At 40.0% G+C, this 25,603-nt stretch carries 20 protein-coding genes and 1 rRNA gene; 10 read left to right on the forward strand and 11 right to left on the reverse strand.

The annotated features are described in order from the left end of the window. Positions 1-135: 135 nt before the first annotated feature. A 5S ribosomal RNA gene (gene rrf, locus CW745_RS15865) occupies positions 136-251 on the forward strand. A gap of 703 nt (positions 252-954) precedes the next feature. On the opposite strand, the gene CW745_RS15870 is transcribed toward rrf, so the two are convergent. After that, a complete protein-coding gene (locus CW745_RS15870) occupies positions 955-3,036 on the reverse strand; it encodes a DUF4962 domain-containing protein (RefSeq protein WP_101109682.1) in 2,082 nt (693 codons plus the stop codon). A gap of 648 nt (positions 3,037-3,684) precedes the next feature. On the opposite strand from CW745_RS15870, the gene CW745_RS15875 reads away from it, so the two are divergent. After that, positions 3,685-4,560 carry a DMT family transporter gene (locus CW745_RS15875; RefSeq protein WP_202973217.1) on the forward strand — a complete coding sequence of 292 codons (876 nt, stop codon included), beginning with the start codon at positions 3,685-3,687 and terminating at the stop codon, positions 4,558-4,560. 6 nt (positions 4,561-4,566) lie between these two features. Here CW745_RS15875 and CW745_RS15880 read toward each other — a convergent pair whose 3' ends face one another. Beyond that, positions 4,567-5,031: an Lrp/AsnC family transcriptional regulator gene (locus CW745_RS15880; RefSeq protein WP_193755634.1), complete on the reverse strand. Its 465-nt coding sequence runs from the start codon at positions 5,029-5,031 to the stop codon at positions 4,567-4,569. Positions 5,032-5,276: 245 nt separating this feature from the next. On the opposite strand from CW745_RS15880, the gene leuA reads away from it, so the two are divergent. Continuing rightward, positions 5,277-7,022, forward strand: a complete 1,746-nt coding sequence (gene leuA, locus CW745_RS15885) for a 2-isopropylmalate synthase (protein ID WP_238596851.1) — start codon at positions 5,277-5,279, stop codon at positions 7,020-7,022. Positions 7,023-7,108: 86 nt separating this feature from the next. Here the strand turns inward: leuA and CW745_RS15890 are convergent, their stop codons facing one another. The 4 genes from CW745_RS15890 to CW745_RS15905 all read right to left on the reverse strand — a co-directional run bounded on the left by CW745_RS15890 (position 7,109) and on the right by CW745_RS15905 (position 11,457). Then, the gene (locus tag CW745_RS15890; protein WP_101109686.1) at positions 7,109-8,092 is read right to left on the reverse strand and encodes an MDR family oxidoreductase; all 984 of its coding nucleotides are present in this window, start codon (positions 8,090-8,092) and stop codon (positions 7,109-7,111) included. A gap of 61 nt (positions 8,093-8,153) precedes the next feature. Beyond that, positions 8,154-8,786 carry a TetR/AcrR family transcriptional regulator gene (locus CW745_RS15895; protein ID WP_101109687.1) on the reverse strand — a complete coding sequence of 211 codons (633 nt, stop codon included), beginning with the start codon at positions 8,784-8,786 and terminating at the stop codon, positions 8,154-8,156. A gap of 76 nt (positions 8,787-8,862) precedes the next feature. Continuing rightward, positions 8,863-10,470: a methyl-accepting chemotaxis protein gene (locus tag CW745_RS15900; protein ID WP_101109688.1), complete on the reverse strand. Its 1,608-nt coding sequence runs from the start codon at positions 10,468-10,470 to the stop codon at positions 8,863-8,865. 318 nt (positions 10,471-10,788) lie between these two features. Next, entirely contained in the window at positions 10,789-11,457 is a 669-nt protein-coding gene (locus CW745_RS15905; RefSeq protein WP_101109689.1) for a YoaK family protein, read from the reverse strand. A 324-nt stretch (positions 11,458-11,781) separates the two neighbouring features. Here CW745_RS15905 and CW745_RS15910 point away from each other — a divergent pair, with 324 nt between their 5' ends. After that, the gene (locus tag CW745_RS15910) at positions 11,782-12,774 is read left to right on the forward strand and encodes a bile acid:sodium symporter family protein (RefSeq protein WP_101109690.1); all 993 of its coding nucleotides are present in this window, start codon (positions 11,782-11,784) and stop codon (positions 12,772-12,774) included. A 111-nt stretch (positions 12,775-12,885) separates the two neighbouring features. Then, positions 12,886-13,980, forward strand: coding sequence for an alkene reductase (locus CW745_RS15915; protein ID WP_101109691.1), 1,095 nt, complete (start codon positions 12,886-12,888; stop codon positions 13,978-13,980). A gap of 63 nt (positions 13,981-14,043) precedes the next feature. Here CW745_RS15915 and CW745_RS15920 read toward each other — a convergent pair whose 3' ends face one another. The 3 genes from CW745_RS15920 to CW745_RS15930 all read right to left on the reverse strand — a co-directional run bounded on the left by CW745_RS15920 (position 14,044) and on the right by CW745_RS15930 (position 17,790). Beyond that, a complete protein-coding gene (locus tag CW745_RS15920) occupies positions 14,044-15,900 on the reverse strand; it encodes a monovalent cation:proton antiporter-2 (CPA2) family protein (RefSeq protein ID WP_101109692.1) in 1,857 nt (618 codons plus the stop codon). A gap of 43 nt (positions 15,901-15,943) precedes the next feature. Beyond that, positions 15,944-16,933: a Solitary outer membrane autotransporter beta-barrel domain gene (locus CW745_RS15925; protein ID WP_101109693.1), complete on the reverse strand. Its 990-nt coding sequence runs from the start codon at positions 16,931-16,933 to the stop codon at positions 15,944-15,946. Positions 16,934-17,055: 122 nt separating this feature from the next. After that, entirely contained in the window at positions 17,056-17,790 is a 735-nt protein-coding gene (locus CW745_RS15930; RefSeq protein ID WP_101109694.1) for a dienelactone hydrolase family protein, read from the reverse strand. A 374-nt stretch (positions 17,791-18,164) separates the two neighbouring features. Here CW745_RS15930 and CW745_RS15935 point away from each other — a divergent pair, with 374 nt between their 5' ends. Next, on the forward strand, positions 18,165-18,749 hold the full coding sequence (locus CW745_RS15935) for a hypothetical protein (protein WP_101109695.1): 585 nt from the start codon (positions 18,165-18,167) through the stop codon (positions 18,747-18,749). 267 nt (positions 18,750-19,016) lie between these two features. Here the strand turns inward: CW745_RS15935 and CW745_RS15940 are convergent, their stop codons facing one another. After that, positions 19,017-20,204, reverse strand: coding sequence for a BamA/TamA family outer membrane protein (locus CW745_RS15940; RefSeq protein WP_101109696.1), 1,188 nt, complete (start codon positions 20,202-20,204; stop codon positions 19,017-19,019). 56 nt (positions 20,205-20,260) lie between these two features. Beyond that, entirely contained in the window at positions 20,261-21,169 is a 909-nt protein-coding gene (locus CW745_RS15945; RefSeq protein ID WP_193755633.1) for a LysR family transcriptional regulator, read from the reverse strand. Positions 21,170-21,297: 128 nt separating this feature from the next. Here CW745_RS15945 and gntH point away from each other — a divergent pair, with 128 nt between their 5' ends. The 4 genes from gntH (at position 21,298) to CW745_RS15965 (ending at position 25,540) form a co-directional block, all read left to right on the forward strand. Beyond that, a complete protein-coding gene (gntH, locus tag CW745_RS15950; protein ID WP_101109698.1) occupies positions 21,298-22,920 on the forward strand; it encodes a guanitoxin biosynthesis MBL fold metallo-hydrolase GntH in 1,623 nt (540 codons plus the stop codon). Between the two features lie 89 nt (positions 22,921-23,009). After that, complete coding sequence (locus CW745_RS15955; RefSeq protein ID WP_101109699.1) at positions 23,010-23,543, forward strand: hypothetical protein; 534 nt, start codon at positions 23,010-23,012, stop codon at positions 23,541-23,543. A 51-nt stretch (positions 23,544-23,594) separates the two neighbouring features. Next, entirely contained in the window at positions 23,595-24,107 is a 513-nt protein-coding gene (locus tag CW745_RS15960; protein WP_101109700.1) for a hypothetical protein, read from the forward strand. 257 nt (positions 24,108-24,364) lie between these two features. Next, complete coding sequence (locus CW745_RS15965) at positions 24,365-25,540, forward strand: threonine/serine exporter family protein (RefSeq protein WP_101109701.1); 1,176 nt, start codon at positions 24,365-24,367, stop codon at positions 25,538-25,540. The last annotated feature ends 63 nt before the right edge of the window (positions 25,541-25,603 follow it).

The following is a 25,603-nucleotide window of genomic DNA, read 5'->3' on the forward strand; positions in this document are numbered from 1 at the left end:
ACAAACTCTAAGAGTTTTGTATACCAAGACGAGTCGAAAGACTATAAAAGAAATGCTTGCGAAGCATATTTTACGAAAACATTGCAAAGATTAAGAACGACGAAAAAACATTAGCTTTTCTAATTAATTTTTTTGTTTGGCGACAATAGCGCTGTGGTCCCACCTGATTCCATTCCGAACTCAGTAGTGAAACGCAGTTGCGCCGATGGTAGTGTGGGGTCTCCCCATGTGAGAGTAGGTCATCGCCAAACGCCTAATACGAACAATCCCTGTTGACTACGTCAGCAGGGATTTTTTCGTTTTATGCATTTGATAAATGAAGACCTACTCCCACATGGGGAAAGGTGAACTGCACTACCGTAGACAGTAGCTTTAATTGGACAGAAAGAAATGATTTATAATCATTTCTGAGGTGCTTCAATATTCAACTACACAATGCGTATAGCAGTAGGGCGAATATCGCGAAGCGGTGGCTCATGAGCAATGTTCGCCCATCGCCAAACGCCTAATACGAACAATCCCTGTTGACTACATCAGCAGGGGGGGCTGCGTTTTAGAGCTTTAGCGATGATGACTAATTCGAATCTAGATAGGGAAATAGCTAGCTTCAATTGAACAGAAAGAAATGATTAATAATCATTTCTGAGCTGCTTTAATACTTAAGTATACCATTCGTATAGTGATCAGGCTTGCTTACAAAATTTTCGCTACTTGTCTTGTGATTGTTGAAGGAAAAATAACTTCAGTATTTTATGCCTTGTAACTTAAATTTATTCTGTGTGATGCTAAATCACTTTTTAAACTCCATTGATATTACATAATAATTTATTTTTAAAGCATGTTGCTATGATAGAAATATCGCTAAAGTCATCAATGTGAGATTTATTTCTAGGCATAAAAAAGGCCACCTATTCTCATAGGTGGCCTTACAAACTAATTAATACTTAGTGGTGATTAAAGGTCGATAGTTACCACTTCACCATCAATAGTCAATTCTAAATTATTGCCTACTAATTTATGGCTAACTTCAGTTTTAGGACCGTTTACTTTACTTGGTACTAATAGCGTTAAGATATTGTGCTCTTTCTTCGCTTTGAACTTAGCTTCAACGTGACGGTGAATTTCCATATCTTTGTATTCAGCTGGGTCTACTTCACCGAAACCTTCAACATTTTCAATTGATAATAAGTCTTGCTTACAGTCATGGATGAACTCAACATCTAATACCGCATTGTCACCCACGATCTTGAATGAATCTGTTGCCGTTTCAGTCTTAAACGTTGTGTGTAATAACCATGTTAGATCTTGTTCAGTTTTTAAAGTCGCAGTATCGCGCATTACGAATACTTTACCTTTTGCAAACCAAATCTTACGCTTGTAAGACTCTAGATCTGGGTTATGGAATTGGTATGAAGTTGATGCATCACCTTCAACGAATAACACTTCAGATTCAGTATCGTAATCACTGATTTTACCGCCAGCTTCAATACAGTAACGATCTTGGTGTTCGCCTTCAAATTTAGTAGTCGTATTTTCAGCATACTGACCTTTACCATCAAATAATGGTAGGTTTTTAGCGAATGTACGACGACGCCATTTGATGTGCATGTCTACACCGAAACCACCGTAGTAACCAGTGATTGCAGCTAGCGTATCGCCAAATGCATGTAATGTGTATGCATTTTGGTCGCCATGTGAGTGACTGATTGAACCAAACGGGCTACATTTGTAAACCATGTGGATGTGCTCTTCACGGTTAGTCATGTTGCTGTGGAATGCTGCCCAACCAGTGATTGGGAATACTTTCAGTAGTGGCGCATTTGATGGCGCAACTTCAGCCATATCGTTCCATAGGTAATCAAAACGTAGATCGTCGTAACCAAAGTCCCACCAACCGAAGTTGTAGAATTTTGTATGTGCTTCAGTATCACGTGCTTTAAGTTGGTTGTAGTACCAGATGTATTCAGGCTTATTATTTACACCTGCAAAATGCTTAATATTGTAAGCAAGTTTTAAACCTGGGAAATCACCAATACTTGATTGGTCACAGAAGCTCGCTCGTTTTGAATGAACTGGCATACAGTATAGCGGGAAGTCACCTGTGTTCTTGTAGAATTCTTTGTTAAACATGTTGATAGATGTGTAGCTTTTAAGTAGATCGAAAGCTTCACCTAAGAATGCCATTTGTGTATTCCAGTAATCTGGACCTTCAGCCCATGCTCCGTCTTTACCACCCCATGGTGGGTAATGTACTGCGTAGTATTCCAGACCGTATTCGATATATTCACGCGCTTTAGGGTGTTCACCATAGAGTGCAATACATGTTGGAATAACAGCTGAACTAATACTACGAACGCCGTGGCTGTTTAGCGGATTCGCTAATAAATCAACAGTTACTTTAAGGTGATGCATGATTTCGTCCAAACGAACGATAAGTGCATCTCTCACGATTGCACGCTCTCCATCAGAAAAATGAGCATTTAGCCAATCGTAGCCCCAAGCCATTGCGGCGATAACGCGGAAAGCTGCTTCATCGTTGTAACCACGAGAAGTAACACCTTCTGGATCGTAAGTTGCTAATTGTAAAGTCCATGCTTTAGCTTTAGCGATGATATCTTCATCTTCTAATACAACACCGGCGATAGAAAGGTTACGTGTTGCGTTGAAAGCTTCTTGGCAGCTAACGTACATTTGACGCCAGTAAGGACGCCATAGTGATGCTTTACCCACCGTTTCTTCTGGGTAAGCTTGTGGCTCTGCATATGGTGCAACGTCCATGAACTTGTTTGTTGAATTGTTCATGAATGCATCAAATTTACAGTAACCAGCATCATTTTTTAGGTTATCGCGAAATGCTGGAAGATCTTTGCTTTGCACTAGTAGACGAGGGTGCTCAAGGCTTAGGTTATCAAGGAAAGATAGATCTGGTTCAGTTTGCTGAACTTTAATTGGCATGCAATCAACTAGGTTTCCTGCTGATTTGTCATTTTCTAATTTTATTTTTTTGATAGCGTCAAAAGACTTGTCTGTAGACATTTAATACCCCTATGTAATTGAGTTAATTTCAACAATCAACGTGTTCGTATGTCAGTTATGTATGATAAATAGGTAGTGCTTGCCTAAGGCTATCACTGAAACATCTTTTTTACCAAACAGCTGGGGCCTTTTTAGGTTACCCATTCAATAATTAATTTATATCATTTGTATTACTATATTACAAGCTTGGTGCGGAGATAATTGCATATTATTTAGCCTAAAGATATTCTAATTAATGGGGGGATTTTTGATACCTACTCTGTTGTTTGTTGTTATTTCATTTTCAAACAATATAGTGGTCTGTACGCAGAACTCAGTATCTAACCTCATTTTTGGATAAGCAACGCGATACAATACCGCTATTTCTGTGAATTTCGGCGTTAAATCATCTACTAATAACCCGTTATTGCGACGATAACTGGCCTTGAACTACGCAAAACTAACGGCACTGTATTATAAAAGTAGCTACATCATGATTTTAAACGTAATTACGCTTCCATTAACTAGAATTGAGGTTATCTAAGGTGTATGGAAAATGCACATCGCTTCAATTTTTAATATCAATGACGACTTAATGTATTCTTTTGGATTATAACGCAGCCGTGTTATAAGTCTTAAAATCTCTTAATAGCTAAGGTTAATAAATTGATAAAAAATCAAAAAAAAGCGATGTTTTTTGCTTTGATTGCCGTCGCAATGTGGTCGACAGTAGCAACTGCTTTTAAGGTTACCTTAAGCTATTTTGCACCTATCCAAATGCTGTTAGTAGCGACGGGCTCTACTATTTTACTGTTGGCGATAGCCTGTTATCGACAAAAAAAATTACCTCTTTTAAAGCCGTATTTTCTAAAGCAACCACTTTATTATCTTTTACTGGGTTTACTCAATCCCTGTTTCTATTATCTGATCTTATTTGAAGCCTATGACCTATTGCCGGCTCAGCAAGCGCAATCATTAAATTATACTTGGGCTATCACTCTATCGATTTTAGCAGTCCCTTTCTTAGGGCATAAATTAACGACTAAAGATCTGCTCGCTATTGCGCTTGCTTATAGCGGTGCATTAATCATTGCCACGAAGGGTGATCTTCTAACGCTCGATTTTAACAATCCCTGGGGTGTTTTTCTGGCGTTATTGAGCACGTTGATCTGGGCGCTGTATTGGATATTAAATGCAAAAAATAGCGGCGATTCGATTGTCTCTTTATTACTGTGCTTTTTACTTGCTTTTCCGGCCATTATAATCGCGACTTCGATAATGAGTGATTTTAATTTAGTTGCTTGGCAAGGGTGGCTAGGGGCTATCTATATTGGTCTGTTTGAGATGGGCTTTGCTTTTATTGCTTGGGTAACTGCGCTACGTTATGCAGAAAATACAGCTAAAATTAGTAATCTTATTTTTATCTCTCCTTTCGTTTCGTTACTGTTGTTAAATATGATCATTGATGAAGCCATATACCCAGCTACGATTGTCGGGCTTGTTTTTATCGTTGCCGGATTATTGATTCAACAAATGAAAAAATAGGTTTTACTACAGCGGTAATTCTGTTTTCTTCACTACTTCACGTAAAACAAAACTAGAGTGCACCCCAGTAACACCCTCTAGTTTAGTGAGGTGTCCAAGTAGAAATTTTTCATAATGTTGCATATCACGCACCACAACTTTTAATAAAAAGTCGGCGCTTTGTCCGGTCACGATCAAGCACTCTAATACTTCGGGTAAATCAGCGATCGCTTGCTCAAAACGATCAAACCGATCCGGTGTATGCCTATCCATAGAGATACCTATCATCGCTGTGAGGTTTAAACCAAGAACAGCCGGTTTTAGTAGCGTGACATGTTTATCGATAATGCCTGATTCTTCTAAGCGTTTTACGCGACGAGAACAGGGGGTTGGTGATAAACCTACCGTCTCTGCAAGCTCTAAATTACTGATGCGTGCATTAGCTTGCATCAGGGTAAGAATTTTCTTATCTATTCTGTCTAATTTAATCACTTGTTGCATTTTATTTTTCCATTAATGAGTACATTCACTACATAAGAGTAATTATGTGGTGAATAATTGCGTAAATCAACTCAATTAAGAGTTACTTTGCATGCACTCACTACACATTTTCTTTTATAGTTAGTGCATGGATAGCGAGCGAAGTTTCTAACCGGAAACGGGTGGTTATATCCTTACCAAGGTGCGCCAACTCGCTAATTCACCTCACTTTCTGACCAATGATAAAGGATATGCTCGTGTCGACTTCTAGCCAAATTAACCCTAGTTTTAACCATAAAAAATATCGTGCCTATGCGCCAATTAAAAAAGCAGATAGACGTTGGCCTGACCAAGTGATTGATCGCGCCCCTCAATGGTGTAGCGTTGATCTACGTGATGGTAACCAGGCATTGATTGAGCCAATGAGCCCAAGCCAGAAACTAGAGATGTTTAAGTTATTGGTGGATGTCGGTTTTAAAGAGATAGAAGTTGGATTCCCAGCTGCATCAGCTCCAGATTTTGATTTTGTACGTCAGTTAATTGAGCAAGACTTAATCCCCGATGATGTGACAATTCAAGTATTAACACAGGCACGAGAGCCATTAATTGCACGTAGCTTTGAGGCGTTAAAGGGCGCTAAAAAAGCAATTGTACATCTTTATAACTCTACTTCGACGGTGCAACGTGAACAGGTTTTTAAGAAGTCACGTGATGAGATTAAAGCGATTGCGGTGCAAGGTGCTGAGTGGGTGCGTAATTTTGCAAATGCTCACCCAGAGACAAAATGGTCATTTCAATATTCTCCGGAGAGTTTCACCAATACTGAGATGGATTATGCCGTTGAGGTGTGTGATGCGGTCATTAGTGTATGGAAACCGACGCCAGAAAATAAAGTGATCATTAATTTACCGGCGACAGTCGAAGCATCAACGCCTAATGTTTATGCCGATCAAATTGAATGGATTGGCGATAATATTAGTGAGCGTGAATCGGTTACCATTAGTTTACATACTCATAACGATCGTGGTTGTGGTGTTGCGGCTGCTGAACTTGGCGTCATGGCCGGAGCAGATCGCATCGAAGGTACTTTATTAGGAAACGGTGAGCGTACGGGCAATATGGACATCGTTACGATGGCGATGAATATTTATAGCCAAGGCATTGATCCTGAATTAAATTTTGCCGATATGGATCGTGTGATTGCAACCGTAGAGCGTTGTACGCAACTTGCTGTTCATCCCCGTCATGCCTATGCAGGGGAACTTGTATTTGCAGCCTTTTCTGGTAGTCACCAAGATGCGATTAACAAGTGTATGGCGATTGATACAGAAGCACGAATTAATGATCCTGAAGCCCATTGGCAGGTTGCTTACCTACCGATTGATCCTCGCGATTTAGGACGTACTTATCAACAGGTTATTCGCATCAATAGTCAATCGGGTAAAGGTGGTGTTGCTTACGTATTAGAGCAAGATTATGGCATTCAAATGCCACGCTGGATGCAGGTTGATTTCAGCCCTTACGTGCAACAACATGCTGAAAGTAGCGAGTCCGAAGTTTCTGCCGAGATTATCCATCAGATATTTAATGATACTTATTTAGGGGCGACGCAAAACGCAAATATCAATAGCTATCAGCTTGATCGTCAAGGTAACCAAGATAGATTACAAGCACAACTTATCACTTCAGGCGGATCTGCTAGCATTGATGGGCAAGGGAAAGGTGTATTGGATGCCTTTGTGCGTGGGTTAAGTGGCGCAATTGATAGCGAGATCGTATTAATTGATTATAACGAGCATGCGCTACCAAGCCGAGAAGGCGCTGCTAATGAGCAAGCAGAGGCGATTGCTTATGTGCAAATAAGCCTACAGGGTGTGCGTTACTGTGCTGCTGCTACCTCTGATGATATCGTTGGTGCGTCTTTACAAGCAGTATTAAATGCTGTGACACGTAGCGGTGCAGAGTTAGTACAGAAAAAAGAGTTATCCTTGGAAATCGCTTAAACCTTTAACATATCGCTATTGATTAGCCATTGAAAAGGGGCAATACATACATCATGTATTGCCCCTTTTTATGAGAAGGTTAAAAATTATTTATTAATATCAACGACCACACGACCGCGTACTTTACCTGCAATTAAGTCTTCTGCAACATCAACTGCTTCTGTAAGGCTAATTTCAGTGCAAATATCATCAAATACGTGCGCATCTAAAATCTCACCTAGACGTTGCCAAGCTTCAATGCGATCGCGAGTTGGACGCATTACGCTATCAACACCCGCTAAGGTTACACCACGCAAAATAAATGGTGCAACGCTTGCTGGTAAATCCATGCCTTGCGCTAAACCACAAGCAGCCACTGTGCCACCATATTGTGTACTTGCACAAACATTAGCAAGTGTATGGCTACCAACGGTATCCACGGCACCAGCCCAACGCTCTTTAGCAAGTGGACGACCTGGTTCAGAGAATGTTGCGCGATCGATAATCTCTGACGCACCTAATTTTTTAAGGTATTCTGTTTCTTCAATACGACCAGTCGATGCGACAACTTTGTAACCTAATTTTGCAAGAATCGAGATTGCAAAACTACCAACCCCACCATTTGCGCCAGTAACAAGAATTTCACCCTTTTCTGGTGTGACGCCATTTTTCTCTAGTGTGATAACACATAACATTGCAGTGTAACCGGCTGTACCAATAGACATTGCTTGGCGAGGTGTAAATGCAGTTGGTAACTGAATTAACCAGTCACTTTTAAGGCGTGCTTTTTGTGCAAGACCGCCACAATGTTTTTCTCCAACACCAAATCCATTTAATAAAACCGTATCACCGACGCTGAATTTATCACTGTCACTTTGCTCAACAACGCCGACTAAATCGATACCGGGTACCATTGGAAAACTACGTACTACAGGGCCTTTTCCGGTGATTGCTAATGCATCTTTATAGTTCAGTGTGCTGTGCGATACTTTGATAGTCACATCGCCTTCAGGCAATACGCTTTCATCAATCTCTTTGACTGCTGCGCGGTAACCTTGGTCATCTTTTTCGATTAAAATACCTTGAAACATGTTGTCTTCCTCTTTTAGACTGATCGTCTACAAATAAAGTAAAAAAATTTAGTCGTGGTTTTTATTTTGGTAATCCGTTGATAAATGTATTGAAATAATTATCAAGCGGTGTGTTATTTTGTACTAGTCGAGCTCGACTCACTGCGCCTTCCCAACCTATCCAGAAACATTCTGCGAGTAAATCACAATCTGCATCGCTAGATAACTCTCCGTTGGTTTGCGCTTCTTTTAAGCAATTTGCAACACGTTCTTGCCAAGAGCCAAAAATATCAATCAATATAGGTCTAAAGCTTTCAGGTAATAGGTCAACCTCTTGCCCGAGGTTACCGACTAAGCAGCCTCGTTTGAATTGAAAACGTGCCATTCCTATTTTAGCGCTCTCTAAATAATTTCTCATTCGCGCTAAAGGGGCTGAGCTTTGATCCAGCAAACAAGTATCTAGCTTTTTAGCAAAGTAGGTGGCATAGCTATGAATTACCGCTAAACCAAACGCTTCTTTATTAGCAAAGTAATGATAAAAAGAGCCTTTTGGCACACCAACCTTTTTCAATATCTGATCAATCCCCGACGAGGCAAAGCCATTTTCAGTTAATTGTTCAAGGCCACTACGTATCAGTGCAGCTTTGGTATCAATATTATCTCGCGCTATTTTAGGCGGACGACCGCGTCGCGGTTTAGCTTCTGTTAAATTCATCTTTTTATAATAGACCGATCGTCTATTTAAATGCAACTGAAAAATTCATATTACTTTATTGGCGTTTGAAATTTGTTTATTTCAGTTTGAATAAACTCACTTGTTCGTTAAGCTCTTGTGCGAGTGTTTGTAGATCGACACTGATAGATTTACTTTCGATAGCATCTTGTAAAGATTTTTCTGCGCTATTCGCTATCTCTTCTACATTACGGCTAATCTCTTCTGAAGCGTTATTCTGCTCTTCTGTCGAAGAAGCTATCTGCATACTTAGTTGATTGATCTGCTGCATCTGCTCGGTAATGTTATGCAATGTGCCGGTGACTTGTTCTACCTGTTGTGCGCGTGATTCTGCATCCTGCGAGGAACGGTTCATTACTTCAACCGTCTGTTTGGCTTCATTTTGTAAACGTTCAATGGTCTTTTTAATTTGTAGTGTGGTTTGTTGAGTATTATTCGCTAAGCTACGCACTTCGTCTGCAACCACTGCAAACCCACGACCACTCTCACCAGCTCTTGCAGCTTCAATGGCTGCGTTAAGCGCGAGTAAATTGGTTTGATCTGCGATATTACTGATAACTTCCAGTATTTTTCCCACTTCTTCGGTTTGTATTTGTAAGTTACTGACTTTACCTGAGGCATTACTGACTTCACTAGCCAGTTGATTGATATTTTGTTGCGTAGTCTGTGCAATTTGCATCCCCTCATTGGCTTGTTGGTTGCCTGAGTTAGAATACTCGGCGGCGTTACCAGAAGTATCTTTTACTTGCTCAGAAGACTCTTTCAATTGATGTACTGAATTGGCAACAGATTGGGTAGATATTTTTTGTTGCTGAATTGCTTGTTCACTCGTTTGCGCTGATTGAAGGAGTTTATCCGCAGCTTGATTTAAGACGACTGATGTATGAGTTACTTGTCGCATATTATCTAAAAAACGGTCTAGCATAACGTTAAAGTTATGGCTCAAATTGCCCAGTTCATCATCACTTTTATCATGAATACGTAATGTTAAATCATTGCTGTTATGGATATTGTGCATCACTCCACCAAGTAAACTCAAGCGCTTGAAAAAAAGGTGCTTTATAAGTAATGCAAGGCTGAGAAAAGCGATAATAAAAATGCTACTAAGTAGAAAACCATTAAACCAACTATTTTTACTGATCGCTTGGTCTGAATCATTTAAGGAATAACTTAGTTTAATAACCCCTAATACTTCACCTGGTTGGCTCATGTGGCAGGTTAAACAATTAGTGCCGTTATAATCTTCGCTACCAATAATTGGTTTTAAGTAGGTTAACACTCGTTTTTGACCATCATGGCTGATGGTCATGCTTTCTGTTCCTTGTAACGCAGCGCGCTCTGCATCGTTTTCTGCTTGGTTATTTTCACTACCTGCACCAAATAGTTGTATCACTTGTTCGCTACGGATTATTTTAGCTGCTTCGATATTTTTTTCATTACGAATTTTATCTTCTAAAATAGATTTGCTGCCCATCATACCCGTCAGCATTAAAGTATTGATCGAGTCAAAATAGTTACCTGCTATCAATTTTAGATTGCTTTCAATCGTTTCTTCAACCAACTTATTCTGTTGGTTGTAGTTACTCATTAAGCTTATTGTAAGTATTAATAGGCCAATGATTAAAAGCAGTAAATTGAGTTTCTTTTGCAACGAAAAAGGCAACATATTATTCCTTGATTTTACAACATGAATTATAACTCTAGTTAGAAACATCAATTATTCAAAATTGAGACGATTAATTTTTAATTAACGATAGGTAGTTCAAAAAATAGGGGGTGCCAAATTGAGGGGGAAAATTAGTCTATTTTCAGTTTTTACTCTAACGGATAGCTCTAATAAAATACGTTAAATTTTATTGTGTGATACGTTATCGTTAATAGTGAGCCCGCATTTATTTTATCCAATAACATCTTTAATTTTCATAAAAGCTAGCGTGTGTTGGGCGTTTTTTCTTCGCCTTTAGAGTTTAATAAAGTGGCTATTCTAATAGGGCTTATTTTGTCGACGTTGATTATAGCGAGCATAAACTATCGCAAGTAATAAACACCCGCTAGCAGGTATGAATAAGGCATTAAAAAGAAGTAGTTGGTAAAGGTAGGAGCCTAAGCTCGCTCCTATAATAAAGCCACCAATAATCACTGAAAATAGTAATAACTTGCGTTTATCAAGTACTTTTCCACGTGCCCGAGCACCAAGCATGATGCCTAAATCAGTAAAGATACCTGTTAGGTGGGTAGTACGTACAATTGCCCCACTGTATGAAGTTGCCATTGCATTTTGTAAACCACAGGCTGCCGAGATAATATATTGCCCATACAAGGAGCCCTGTGTTAATAAATATATAGATAGGAATAATAATATCGCTTCAAGTAAAAGCGCCGTATCGTAATGACGACCTAGTTGTAGGTTATTGTTATGCAGTAAAAAGCCAGATAGCGCGGAGCCAATAAAAAAGCTAAATAGCACTAATACAAGATGTAACACGTCACTGAAAGAGGCGGTAATAAGGCCTATTCCTACCAGTGTTGCTGTTCCGGATAGATGAGAAACTGCTTGATGTGCAAAAGCTAATAAACCGGTAGCGTTCACGTAGCCTGCTATAAATGCAAGAATAAAAGCGCCATATTCTATCCAGCGGGGTAAGCGTGACAAGGTCAATTTTCCTTTTTGTTATAGGTAATGGCGTTATTATAGGGAAACTGTGTGTTTAACTGTTTCTAGCTAAACACTATTATTCTTTTGTATTCCTATAAACTGACACGCATGCGTCCAATTGGTAAAGTTGTGCTGATATTTATACCATACCTAGTGAATAGCGGATCTACTATACTGCCTAAAATAACTTATTTCTTCGTTAAAATTTTCGTAAAAGGGAACAACCGCTTAGGTAATATTTCGCCTTGAGCTAAGTTATTTTTTCTGGGTAAACCTTAGAGCACATGCTTAATTATATTAGCTTATTTAAAATCGGTAATTATGATAAATAAAATTAAAAAAGAGTGGTTCTTAGTTTCTATGCTGGTGGCTATTTTACTCGCCACAGTTACCGCTGATATTGGGCGAAGCGGTGGTGTGATCCACCTTGATAAAGTCACAGGTATTGGGGTTGCTATTGTCTTTTTTCTACATGGATTAGGGCTTTCACCTGCATCGATTAAAGCGGGAATAAGTAATTGGCGATTGCATCTCTATATCCAAGTAGCGACTTTTGTTGTCTATCCATTGTTGTGGGTTGTGTTCGGGGATCTTTTCTTAACTTATATGCCGGCAGCGTTAGCCTTTGGTTTTTGTTATTTATTTGTTTTACCTAGTACAATTTCATCCTCTGTCGCAATGACCAGTGTTGCTAAGGGGAATGTTCCCGGGGCTATTTTTAATGCTTCTTTATCGAGTATTATCGGTGTTTTCATTACCCCATTCCTGATTCAACTATTTATGGGACTTGAAGGTGCTAAATTAGATTTATTAGAAGCAGTTATATCGATAGGACAACTACTATTGTTGCCGATGATCATTGGTCAGCTACTAAGGCCTTGGTTATTAAGAATAGTGACGCGGCATAAATCAGTGGTTAACAAAGTGGACAAATATGTCATTCTACTGATTATTTATAATGCCTTTTGTGATTCTGTCGCAGATGGTATTTGGCAGGCTTTTTCAGTACAAATGTTACTGATCTGCATACTAATATGTAGCCTCGTTTTATTGTTTATGGTTCACTTTTTACAGTGGAGTGCGCAACGTTTTCGGTTTAGTTTAGAAGATGAAGCTGCAGCGGTCTTTTGCGGTACCAAAAAAACATTAGCCGCTGGAATTCCAATGGCCACGGTGATTTTTGGTGCAGATCCTAACTTAGGTATGATTTTATTACCGATTATGCTCTACCATCCAGTGCAAATTTTTTATTGTGCAATGCTAGCCAGTCGTTATGCAAAACAACATGATAGGTTGCCTAGTGAGAACTGTTGATTACAAAAAATTATCATAATAAAAACAATTGATAATTTCATTCTGCTAATAGCGAATTGTATAGTGAGCTTATTCAGATTATCCCTTTAGTAATTAATAAGGTCGCAGACAATGACAGACTCACTCTTTCAACCATTACAACTCGGCATATTAAAATTAAAAAATCGCATTGTGATGCCACCAATGACCCGTTCTCGCGCAACGCAACCGGGTAATGAAGCCAATGAGATGATGGCAACCTATTATGCACAACGCGCATCAGCAGGGCTGATTATTGCCGAAGGCACGCAAATATCAGCATTAGGCCAAGGTTATGCTTGGACACCGGGCATTTACACTGAATCGCAAATTGCGGGGTGGAAAAAAACAACCAATGCCGTACATCAAAAAGGCGGTGTTATTTTTGCACAGCTTTGGCATGTTGGTCGTGTGACACACCCTGATAATATTGCTGGCGAACAGCCTATCTCATCTTCTGCAATCAAAGCAGAAAATGTGCAAGTCTTTGTTGATAATGGCAAGCAAGAGCCCGGTTTTGTTGATGTCACAATGCCACGTGAAATGAGTAAAGCAGATATTAAGGCGGTTATTGAAGAGTATCGTCAAGCAGCACTAAATGCGATTGAAGCAGGGTTTGATGGTATCGAATTGCATGCTGCTAACGGGTATCTAGTCAATCAGTTTATTGATTCAGAAGCGAATAACCGTACTGATGAATATGGCGGTAGTATTGAAAATCGCTTGCGCTTCTTAGATGAAGTTGTTGGTGCAATGGTTGATGCAATTGGAGCGCATAAAGTCGGCGTTCGTCTTGCTCCTTTCACCTCTTTAAATGGTACTGTGGATGCAACACCTGTTGCAACCTATACGTCAGCAGCGACTTTATTGAATAAGCATAAGATTGTGTATTTACACATTGCAGAAGTTGATTGGGATGATGCGCCTGATACACCACTGGCATTCAAACAAGCGCTACGTGACGCGTTTAATGGCGTACTCATTTATGCAGGTCGTTACGATGCACAAAAAGGTGCACAAGCTTTGCAAGATGGTTTAGCTGATATGATAGGTTTTGGCCGTCCCTTTGTTGCTAATCCAGATTTACCACAACGCATAAAAAATGGTTATCCCTTAGCTACTCACGATGCTAATACCTTATTTGGTGGTGGCGAAGTAGGCTTGACGGATTACCCTGAATATCAATAACAAATGCTAGCACCATTTTATATGGTATAAAATGGTGCTTTATATTTGCCTGTTTTTTTCGATTTATTTATCTTGCTCACTGGTTTGTGGGCCACAATCTTCGCCAACGCAGGTTTTTAATTTATCTTGTTGCTCTCGGTCTTTTTTCAATACCTGCTGTAAGTCTTCCATACGCTGTTTAATGGCAATACCATAGCTTTGGTCATCTCCCCATACTTTTGCTAGTTCATGCAGTGATTCATTGTCATGATCACTGAACAACTTGCCTGCTCGTATTGAATCTTGCTGACTATTTCCAAGCATAGTTAACGCTTCGATGCCTAAATTAAGCGCCGAATCAAATACTTCTCGTTTAAATGAAGTAATACCTGCATTTAGTAGTTCATAGGCATGTCGACGATCAACCGCGCGCGCAACCAGTTGTAATTGTGGGTAATGTTTTCTGGCAATGTAGGCTATCTCTAATATTTTATCGGGCTCACTTACCGCTATCACTAACAATTGTGCCTCTTCAGCACCTGCTGCCGCCAGCAGATCTCGATTAGCTGCGTCACCATAAAAGACTTTGTTGCCAAAGTGACGCAACATTTCTATTTGCCGTGGGCTATGATCAAGAATCGACAAATGGTAACCCTGTGACGCTAATAGGCGACCAATAACCTGTCCAAAACGTCCGTAACCGGCAATAATTACACTTTTAGTGGCTTCTATCTCTTCTATTTGATCAAAAGCCTGCTTGGGTTGGCTGAGGTTATTAAATTTTTTCTCATAAATAATCAGCATCAGTGGCGCAAGCAACATTGAAATTGTGACTACTAAAGTAGTTATTTTATTCTGCTCTGGCGTGAGGATCTGTAATGAAGAGGTAAGTGATAGTAGTACAAATGCAAATTCACCTCCTTGTGCGAGCGCTAGCGTAAATAACAGTTTTTGATTGCCTCTTAGTTTAAAAAATAGCGCAAGAAGGTATAAAACCAATGCTTTAACTGCAATTAATGTCACTACTAGTAGAATGACTAATGTGAATTTATCACCCAATAAAGGAAAATCTATTGACGCACCGACTGCGATAAAAAATAGCCCTAATAATAATCCTTTAAAGGGCTCTATATCGACCTCTAACTCATGTCTAAATTCACTTTCAGCTAAGACAACCCCTGCCAAAAATGTGCCTAATGCGGGAGATAGCCCAATTTTTTGCATCAATAGTGCAATGGCAACAACTAAAAATAGCGAAGAAATAGTAAACAGTTCACGTAGGCGCGTTTCAGCGATTATGCGAAACAGTGGATTGGAGATATATTTTCCGGCCAGCACAATGGAGACAATCACAAATAAAGCAATAAGTACTTGTCCGTAGGCGGGCAGGTGCTCTATTAAATTGTGCCCTCCGGAGCTATGAGTGATGTTATCGCTGAACGCGAGGAGAGGTAACAGTGCAAGAATAGGAATGACTGCAATATCTTGAAATAGCAAAACGGAAAATGCATTTTGCCCTGCCTCCTGTTTTATCCAGCCTTTTTCGCTTAGTGTTTGCAATACAATCGCCGTGGATGAGAGTGCTAGCATCAGTGCAATTGCTAATGATGCTTCCCATCGAAGCTGTAACCAATAATAACCAATTAAAAAGAATATTAAGCTGGTGGTTATAACCTGCAAACCACCTAGGCCTATAATTGCATTTCTGAGTTTCCATAAACGAGAGGGTTGTAGCTCTAACCCCACTAGGAAAAGCATCATTACTACACCAAATTCGGCGAAGTGCATCACGTCGGTTTGGTCGCCAACCAGTGCAAAAGCATAGGGGCCGATTAATATACCTGCGAGTAAGTAACCCAGTACCGAACCGAGCCCAATTCGCTTAGCGATAGGTACAGAGATAATAGCTGCAGCTAAATAGATGACGGCAATTTCAAGCATGTGGGTTCCTGTTCTGGGTTGCTAATTGAATTATGTTGCGGGGTTAAAATTCATTAAAATAGAATACAATGCTTCCGCCAGAAAGTGCACTCCCCCTATTAATATTAATACCTATCCCTACGTTTTTAGCAAAGCTAGTGTATTTATGTATGTCGAGGAGAGTACCAATGCCTACTTCATAGTAGTGGTCTGTTTGCAGTGGTGAAACCATATCTCCTTGGATATCGATACGTTGAAATTTGAAATATAGTGATTCTGCATGCATAGCAGATTGGTTGATATCAAAATGTAATTTTAATCCATTATTGATCCGCCACCCTTTAGGTTGAGCTCCCGAACTTGAATCTGCACCAGAATAAACACTGCCAATAAAGTAGTTCATGTCTGCTGAAAACTGCCATTTACCCCATGTCGTTGGATAGGTGTAAGTAAGTTTAGCATTAGGCTCAATAATAGCAGCGTTAGCAATAACGTTGTAATAAATGCCATCGAGTAAAGGTTTATATTCATTGGACTGACTGCTGTTATAGCTATATTGATTTTTAAAGTGCATTAAATGTGCACCGAGTCTAAGTCTTAATTTCCATTTTTCGGTTAACGGAGTGTAATGACTGTAGGCGCTATATAAGGCGTATATTTTATCGCTGTTCTCATCGGCTTGATATTGTGTGCCTGCCAATAAATTATTACTGCTTTTTTGGGCAACATAGGAAAAACGCACCATGATTTTATCTGACCATATTGGATTTTTTTCATCTAGTACAAAAGTGTAAGGAATACTATAAACAGAGAGTTCATTACGTAACTTTATAGAGTCGCCCTCTTTGATGCTAGTAGCAAAATCATCATGGGAAGGGCTTAACAGGGCATCCGGGTTAAAGTTGGCAATGCCTAAACTGATAGACTCGTTGTCGGATAGTAAGATGGCGGTGGCGAATGTTTCTTCAAAATATCGATTAGGATAGCTGGCAAAACAAGCTGGAATGCTGATGATTATTGAAAATATTGTCGTTATTAATTGCTGTTTTAACATCTACTTATTCCATTAGTAACATCCGTTGTTAGAATAAGTGTAGGTGAAATTGTTTGTGAAGTCAGTGGTTTTACAATGAAAGTGACACCGTCACTTTCATTTAATAGTTGATCATGAGTAGCTTATAGGTTTGTATCTAAGAAGCCTAAAAATGCATTCCATGATTTCTTATCGGCAACTTCTTGGTAACGAGGTGAGCCCATTACTGTAAAAGCATGGGGTGCGCCAGAATAGATTTGAATTTCATAGTCTGCTTTTACTGCTTCAAGCTGCACACCAAGATCAGACACTTGACTCAATGGGATTGCACTATCAGCACCGCCATGTGCGACTAAAATAGGTGCATTTAGGTTATTGTAATTTTGTCCTTCTGGCGTAGCTAACCCACCGTGAAAAGTAGCATAACCTTTTACTTCTGGCGCCTTTGCTGATCTCGCAAGTTCCAAGACAGCCGCTCCTCCAAAGCAATATCCCATCACAACCATCTCATCTTTACTGAGCTTTTTAGATTCACTAATACCGGCTAGAATTAAGCTGCGCATTTTTTCACGATCTTTATATAACTTTCCTGTCTCTTCTTTTTTCGCCTTGGTTTCAGTAGGACGGTTGCCTTCGCCGTATAAGTCAGCAGCGAAGGTGTTATAACCTTGTTTGGCGAGCATATCTGCACGTTTTATCTCATAATCTGTTAGTCCATCCCAATCATGGATAAGTAGTACACTACCCTTTGACTCTCCCTGTGCTTTAGCAAAGTAGCCTTGGTAATTTTTACCGTCAACTTGATAATTTACTTGCTGTGCAGCAGCTGGCAAGCTCACTAATAAACTTAACCCTAAACCTAATCCCAATGCTTTCATTGTCTATACTCCATTTGATGTTATAGGTAGCAAACGTAATAAGCAGATTAATATTTTTACTAAAAAATATTTAATACTGACAACAATTGTTCACTACCACTAAATTTAGCAGGTGTTGTAAAAATTACCTGATTAAAACACTCAGATATAACCTCAGTACGTTTTAGGACTTTAAAAGATCATCTTTTCTGTAAAAAAATATAGAAAAACGATGCGCTGAAGATACATCTAACGTGTCAGCATTCTTTACAGAATTTTTTTATCTTGTTATTGCTAATATAAAGTTTGTTGTATTTCAATGTGTTGCTTGTTTGGTGTGTTTCTTGCTTGGTAATTTAATACGTCAGAAATTTATACTTCCCTTAGGAATAAAAATGAAAAAATATATCTTTAGTATTGGTGTTTTAGTACTGCTTAGCGTGAGCCAATTTGCATCAGCAAGCTTAATCATTGTATCAAAAATCGTAGTGACGCCATCTAGTCTTAATGCGCAAGGTTGGTTACAAGTTTCAGAAGTCGTGGCAACGCAGACTGGTACAGGTAATGATGTCGCGTTAACAACTGCTGGTGCGACAGCTACAGGTTCATCAAACTGGCCAAACTCAAGCCCTAATTATGCCATTGACGGTATTTCACCAGCAGGTTACCCAAATATTTTCCATTCTTACGAAAATGACGGTAGTTCGTTTTTAAATATCTTTTTAGCTGCACCTACTGAGTTGGATTCATTGACTTTATTTGGACGTAACAACTGTTGTTCAACTCGTGATATTTTTGATATCGCATTATATGATATGGCTGGCGGACTTTTGTTTGAAGCTGAAGGCTTAGATGCAACTGGTGCTGCTCATCGTGTTGATGTTTCATTTGCTAATGTAGCGGTTCCGGCACCAGCATCTGTTTTCATGATGGTATTTTTATTATTAGGTTTTGGTTTTTATAATAAAAGAAATCGCTAATTTACGACCTATTAACCGCATATTCAGCTCATCTTATTAAATGAATAAAACCGAACCTCCCGCGGAAGTTCGGTTTTTTTATACTTATTATTTAACCTTAAAAGAACAATACCATTCACACATACACACATAGTGTGTGATTTAAATTTTGCATAGGAAAACGTCTTCATTCGAGAAGTGCTTTTTAATCAGTAAAAGAGATCGGCTATTTACTGTAATTGGCATAATGGATTGTTTTCGCTACTATATTATCCAACTATAGTCATGTTAAAAACCGCTACCTACATTGAAGTAAAGGGCATTATCATCTTTGCTAAAGGCAATGTCTGCACCAATAAATAATCCATAACGGCGTGCAATTTGATAACGAAAACCGACACCATAGGCTTGTACGGTATTAGTTAGCTCTTCATTGTTAGAAAGCGTCATATCGGTTTTTGTTTCAGTAAAACCCGTGCCATAAAAGGTAGAAACTAGCCAGCGCGTATCGACTTTATAACTGACTTGTGACTGGATAGTGGCGATCGTATCGCCTTGATACCGATATGAGGGGATACCGCGTAATTTTACATAGGGTTTTACCGTTGGCGGCAAAAACGTATCGTCACTGTTAAAATACTGATAATTACCAGCAAAGGCTAATATCCATTGTTCTGCAAGAGGGATATATGTCTCTGCTTTGAGATCCAAATTTGAGTAGTTCCAGTCACTGCCTATTTTACTATCGTAAACCATATATTCTCCAGCAACAGAATAGCCTTCGGTAGGCAGGAATATATTGTTGCGCGTATCGTATATTGCGGTAAGACCGAGCCCAGAGGTGACTGCATCACTGCCTAGGGTGAGTGCCATTATACTATCAATCACTTTGTTATCTGAGCTGATAGTGCTTTTCCCTAACAGTTGTTTGGCTCCTAACATTAATGGTGTCTGTGCAATACGAAATTGGATATGCTGAACCCCTAAGATTCCCCGGGTTTCAGTGGCAAATTTAAAGGTGTTATTTGTGCCTCCAATACTGATGTCACTGTATATATCAAGGTTTGCTCTACCACCACCAACGCCACCTACATAACGAATTGAATCTTTGAACCATGAGCGTCGATGACCGGCAAAAGCAAACCAAGTACCGTTTTCTGTTCCTGCTGCTCCTGCCACGGTGACCGCGGGTGGTATTAACTGAGCACCACCATCGAGAGAAGTCAGAGCGAGTTGTTTGCGTTTTTCTTTATCTTCTTCACTCTCATGCAGAAATACACCTGCCACCCCAACTCCAAGCCCTACAGATGGCTCCGTGATGAGAATAGGAATAGGGAGAAAACCATAAGCATTTTCGGCAAGGTGATTACCAAGATCAAATTTACCATCAACGGGATCGGTAAATGAGGCAATAGCTGGAGACTGATACAATAGCGGTAAGATAAGCGCTGTCGCTAGTCGTTTATATTTTTTCATTAAACTCCTTTTAAATGATAATTCGTTCTAGTTCTGACCACCAAATGATTACGGCATCAGATAGCTTTTTGTGTAATTAAGGCGAAGAGTTTATTTCTAAGCCATTGATGTGCTTTACTTTTCTCTGTTCTTTTATGCCAAATCATATAATGCTCTAGCGGGTGTGTTGCAAATGGCAAGGTTAACGCTTGTAATTTGAATAATGGGGCATAAACGAGACTCATGCTTCGTGGGGCGACGCAGAGAATATTGCTATTAGAGGCGAGTGCTAAGCCTGAAATAATCGAATCGCAATCCGCCATTATTTGCCGCTCTTTTAAAGGTATTTTACTCACAGCAGTGATCCCATCGACACCTGTTCTACGCATCTTTAATCGTACATGCTCTGCTTCATAAAACTGCGATAATGAGATTTCCCCTTGAATAATATTATGTTTTTCACTGCAAGTGATAATGAGTTGGTCGCGATGAAAGTGTTTAGTTTGATAGGAAGGATGATTAACGCTTCCAAAATCAATGGCTAAATCAGATTGTTGTCGACTTAATTTTTCTAGTAATTGTGTTTGCGCGTTGGGGGCAAGCTGAAAATTAATACGGCAGGCACCCATTGTACTATCTGTATCGACGAGGGGTTGTAAAAGTAGCATCATGGGCTCTGTTACAAAGACATTGAAAGTACGTGGATGCTGAATATCAAAGCTTTTTAAATTATCCAGTGCATTATCAACCCCCACATATAATGGGCCAATATCATTGGCTAATTGCACCGCTACGTTGGTGGGCGCAATGCCTCTTCCTTCGCGTATAAAAAGTGTTTGCCCTAGCTGTTTACTCAGACGTTTTAATATGCCACTGACTGCCGGTTGAGTTGAGTCTAATGCTTCGGCTGCTAAGGTGATCGAGTTTAAACGGTATACCTCTAAAAACACCCTTAAAAGATTTAAATCAATCTGATTCGACGACATAAACATCTCATTTTATTATGTGTTGCATATAAAACACATTATATATTGTTATTTAATAGCTCGCCATAATCCCTCCATCAATACAAAACAGTGATTAATTAATCGCACAAACCCATAAGGTGGAAATTATGAAAAAATTCGCAAAGCTATCAACGATCACGTCAGTGATCCTTTTTTCAACATCGCTCATGGCACATGATCCGATGATGCAATACAACACCAAACAAACAGAAAGCAAAATTAAGAATACGGAAAAATTTGAATATCATGAAGGTGATACTTTAGATGAATATCTCGCATCGCAGCCAGAGGGTAAATTATATTCCACCGAGCAAGAGGTCTTATCGGTATTAATGGGTGGTGTTAATACGGGCGATTACCGCGATGCAACAAAAAGTGGCTGGAAAGAGGGGCTCATGTTTGAAGGTATCGCACCTTATGGAGACCATATGGTCTCCGGGGCAAACTGGTTCCCGCGTACCGAAGAGGTGCAACCGGATGAGATGCGTGTGACCTTTATGGGCACATCACCGATGATCCGCCCAGGACAAGCAAATACTTCTATCTATGTTGAACTGGGTAATGGTTCAAACTTTGTCTTCGATTTAGGTGAAGCATCCATTGCGAACTATGTGGCGGCCGGTGTCGCGCTTAACGAGCTCGATCATATCTTCATTACACATTTACATGTTGATCATTACGGCTCATTACCTTATCTGTACCAATTTGGTGGCTGGAATGGTCGTTGGGAAAAACCGTTAAACATCTACGGTCCAAGTGGTGCAACACCTGAGTATGGTACTCGTCATATGGTAGAGGGGATGCAGCAGATGCTTAACTGGCATACCGATGCTTTTGATGTATTCCCTGCCGGTAACGACATTGTTGTTCATGAGTTTGACTTCCGTGATGATGGCGGCGTGATTTATGACCAAGATAACGTACAAGTGATCCACTGGCGTCGTAGTCATGCAAAAGATGGGGCGTCGGGTTACCGTTTAAATTGGACGCAAGATGATGGACGCGTATTGTCATTTGTTTGGACGGGTGATGGTCGCCCAACCGAGCTTGATTTGAAATATGCAAAAGGGGCAGATCTGTTTATTACAGAGTTACAAACTGAGATTTTTGGTGTGTCATCGATTATCCAAGGTGTGCCACCGTTTTTAGCACGTTACACCGTTGATACGCATCACACACCGGCTTATGCTGCTGGTTATGTTGCAAATGAAGTGCAGCCACGTTTATTCATGACAACACATATGACCTTTGACCCATATTTAAATGAAGAAACGGTAGCAGAGGTACGACATCATTGGAAGGGGCCTTATCACTTTGGTGCGCCAGACGGTATCGTTGTGAATATGACCAAAGACAATGCTTGGGTTCGTGAAGGCATCTTGCCTGACTTCCCTAATGCTCGTGCACCGCAATTTGATATGGCTGATGGTTCAGAGTTCCGTATCCCATTGCCCAAAAATTCGCGTGAAGATATTCAAGAGCAAGAGATCCGTGATTTAGAGATTGATCCAAAACTGTACTACCCAGAGGGCTATATGCCTGAACTCATGACTGAGTGGCCTGTTGATCGCGATATCGTGATCCCTGCTGAAGACGTGCCAAAAGCAATGAAAGAGGGCATGAATACGAAGCAAGAGTATATGGATAGAATGCGCGAGCACCACAACTTAGAGCGTAAATCGGTAACACGTCCGACAGAGCCGGGCAAAGGTGCTGGTACAGATAAATAATGCGACAGCAATAGTGACAGTGGGGAACCTATTCCCCACTTATCAATATATTAGAGACATGAACATCTAACAAAAATTTGGAGTTTATTATGAAAAAATCAATATTAACGGTCATCATCTTAAGCCTGCTATCAGGTAGCGCTTTTGCTTCGCAAAATAAAAGTGCTATCTCAAATGCACAGGACTATCAGCCTGGTGCAATGAACAATAAAGATCGTTTGGCGGATATTGACCCTAACTACGAGTTAACGATGCCATCAGAAAAACCCGGCTACACGCAATACGATAACCCATATATGTCAGAAAAAGGGACCTATTCAACCTATGTGAAGCCAAACCCTAATGATGAAATACACGTTGCAGATAAAGGATCTTTAAAAGTGGTGCATGGCCAAGGGGGCACGATTATTACTGAATATACCACTAAGAATGGAGAGAACAGTTTTACGGTAATGTGTGGTTACACCTCTGGCCCTGCTTATTGGGCAGACAGCAAACCAGCGCAGGTATGTAAAGATGCACAGGCACTGGCGATAGCGTTAAAAGCAAAGGGCGAGTGGAAAGTTAATCCAATGGCGCACTCCATACCCCCTGCGAAAATTACCGCAGAATCATCTTTATAACTTTAGTGCCTAGCGAGCAGATCAATTACAACAATAAAAGGTGGAACTAATATGAAACGATTAACAACGCTATTTATCAGTACATTATTACTTAGTCCGGCACTCTTATTTGCGTCAGAGCATGGCCATAGCCACAACCATTTCAGTCCAACACTAGAGGCTACTGGTAACGATATTATCAGTTTAACGGTGTGCTATAAAAATGGTTATTTAACTGACCAAGACCAAGAACCGGCGTTTAAAAACTTAATTAAACATACCGGAGCGACTGGAGAAGAGCTAGGTATGTTCTATATGGACAGCTTAGGGGCGAAGGCAGAAATGATTATGTCAGATGATAGCAGTCGCGCCCTGTGGAGCGAAGATTTTTGCAGTGAGTTAACGGCGACTTACTTAGATGAAAACAAATTACAGCAAAAAATAGCACAGCATGCCACTCACCATGATGTTCACCATAGCCATGATCATCATAATCATGATCACGGAGAACACAAGCAAAACAGATTGTCTGCAGAGATGCTTGAGGAAGATGTAGCACGCGGACGTTTATTAAGTATCAATTAACGGTTCCACCTAATGGGGGCAGGGTTTCGGCTCTGTTCCCATTTTCTTCATGTATCAATTCAGCATTTCGGTAACACTTTGAGTATCCCTAGCGCTTTATTCAAAAATCCCCTCTATCACCTTTAAATTACGATTTACTTCATTGTTGCTTTACAGTAAGAAATTAGGCGTGATAATAGCGAGCCTAATACCATCAAGATACTTATTATCAATGGTGGGGCGGTTTACTTACGTTTTATTACTCAAGATGAATAAGCATGAATAAAGATACACATTTACAGCCACTGCAGGAGGATATCCTCTCCTTTGCCGATAGGTTACATAAATCAGGTTGTGCACCTCGCTCGGTTGCTAAATATACACAAGCTTATGCGCAGAAAAAGCAGGTTGAGTTGTCTATTGACGTGACGCCCACCAAAATGATCACGGTTTTTGAAGGTGAGCATCAGCGTGTAGTTATACAGGATAAAAAACCGCCATCAGTAAATTTACGTGATTTAATTGCAACCCTGTCATGTTTATCCGATGACAGACCATATTGTGATGCCAAAAGTTATTCAAACAGTACGTTATGCATCGCTAATATATTGATGCCTCCCTGTTATCTAATGCTGGTGGGTAGCACCTATATAGCGGTAATGATTGCAGCTTTATTAGGCTTTATTGCTTGGGCAGCACAAAACCTATTAACCGGAGAGCGAGCCATATTAGTGGAGTTTTTTGTCGCACTTTGCGCCAGCTTTACTGTGGGGTTGTTAGCATCGCAGTTGCCCGAACTGCCCATATTAGCGTTATGTATCGCCTCTATTGTCTTGTTTATTCCGGGCTTAACGGTGACCAATGCATTGATGAGTTTAGCCATTAACGATTTTCGTTCTGGTATTGAATTATTGGCACAAAGTGCGCTGGTGGGAATAAAAATATTTATTGGCGTGGTACTCGGATTAAGTTTATCGAAACTGCTTGTTGATTATACAGCTGCGACTAATTTCGTTAATGAAATTCCATTAGCCTTGCACATTATGGCTTTAATCGTGATTTCGATAGGTGTCGGTATTATTTTTAATGCCAATTTTAGCGATATTATTATCGGATTGCCGGTTGCTGCTGTTGGTATGTGGGGACCCCATTGGTTTACTTCTGATTGGGTGATCGGCACGTGGATAAGTACCATGATAATTACCCTTTACGGTCTACTTGCTGGGCGTATCCGTAAAGTACCCGCGTTGGTATATATCATTCTCGGTATTATTGTTTTAGTCCCAGGTAGTCGTATTTTGGTGGGGGCGAGTGAGTCTTTCTTTGCAACGGCCATTTTACCGATCCCTAATATTGGTTTGTCGGCACTATTAATGTTTTGTGCGATTGTAGCAGGGCAGATAATGGTCTATTCCATTTTCAGTGAACGTTTCTTTTCCAGCATCAAAAGTTAAAACTAAAAAAGCCTGAAGGTGATATGCATTCAGGCTTTTTAATGAGCTGCGTTAGCGACTTAA

The sequence above is a fragment of the Psychromonas sp. psych-6C06 genome (assembly GCF_002835465.1).
Classification (GTDB): Bacteria; Pseudomonadota; Gammaproteobacteria; order Enterobacterales; family Psychromonadaceae; genus Psychromonas.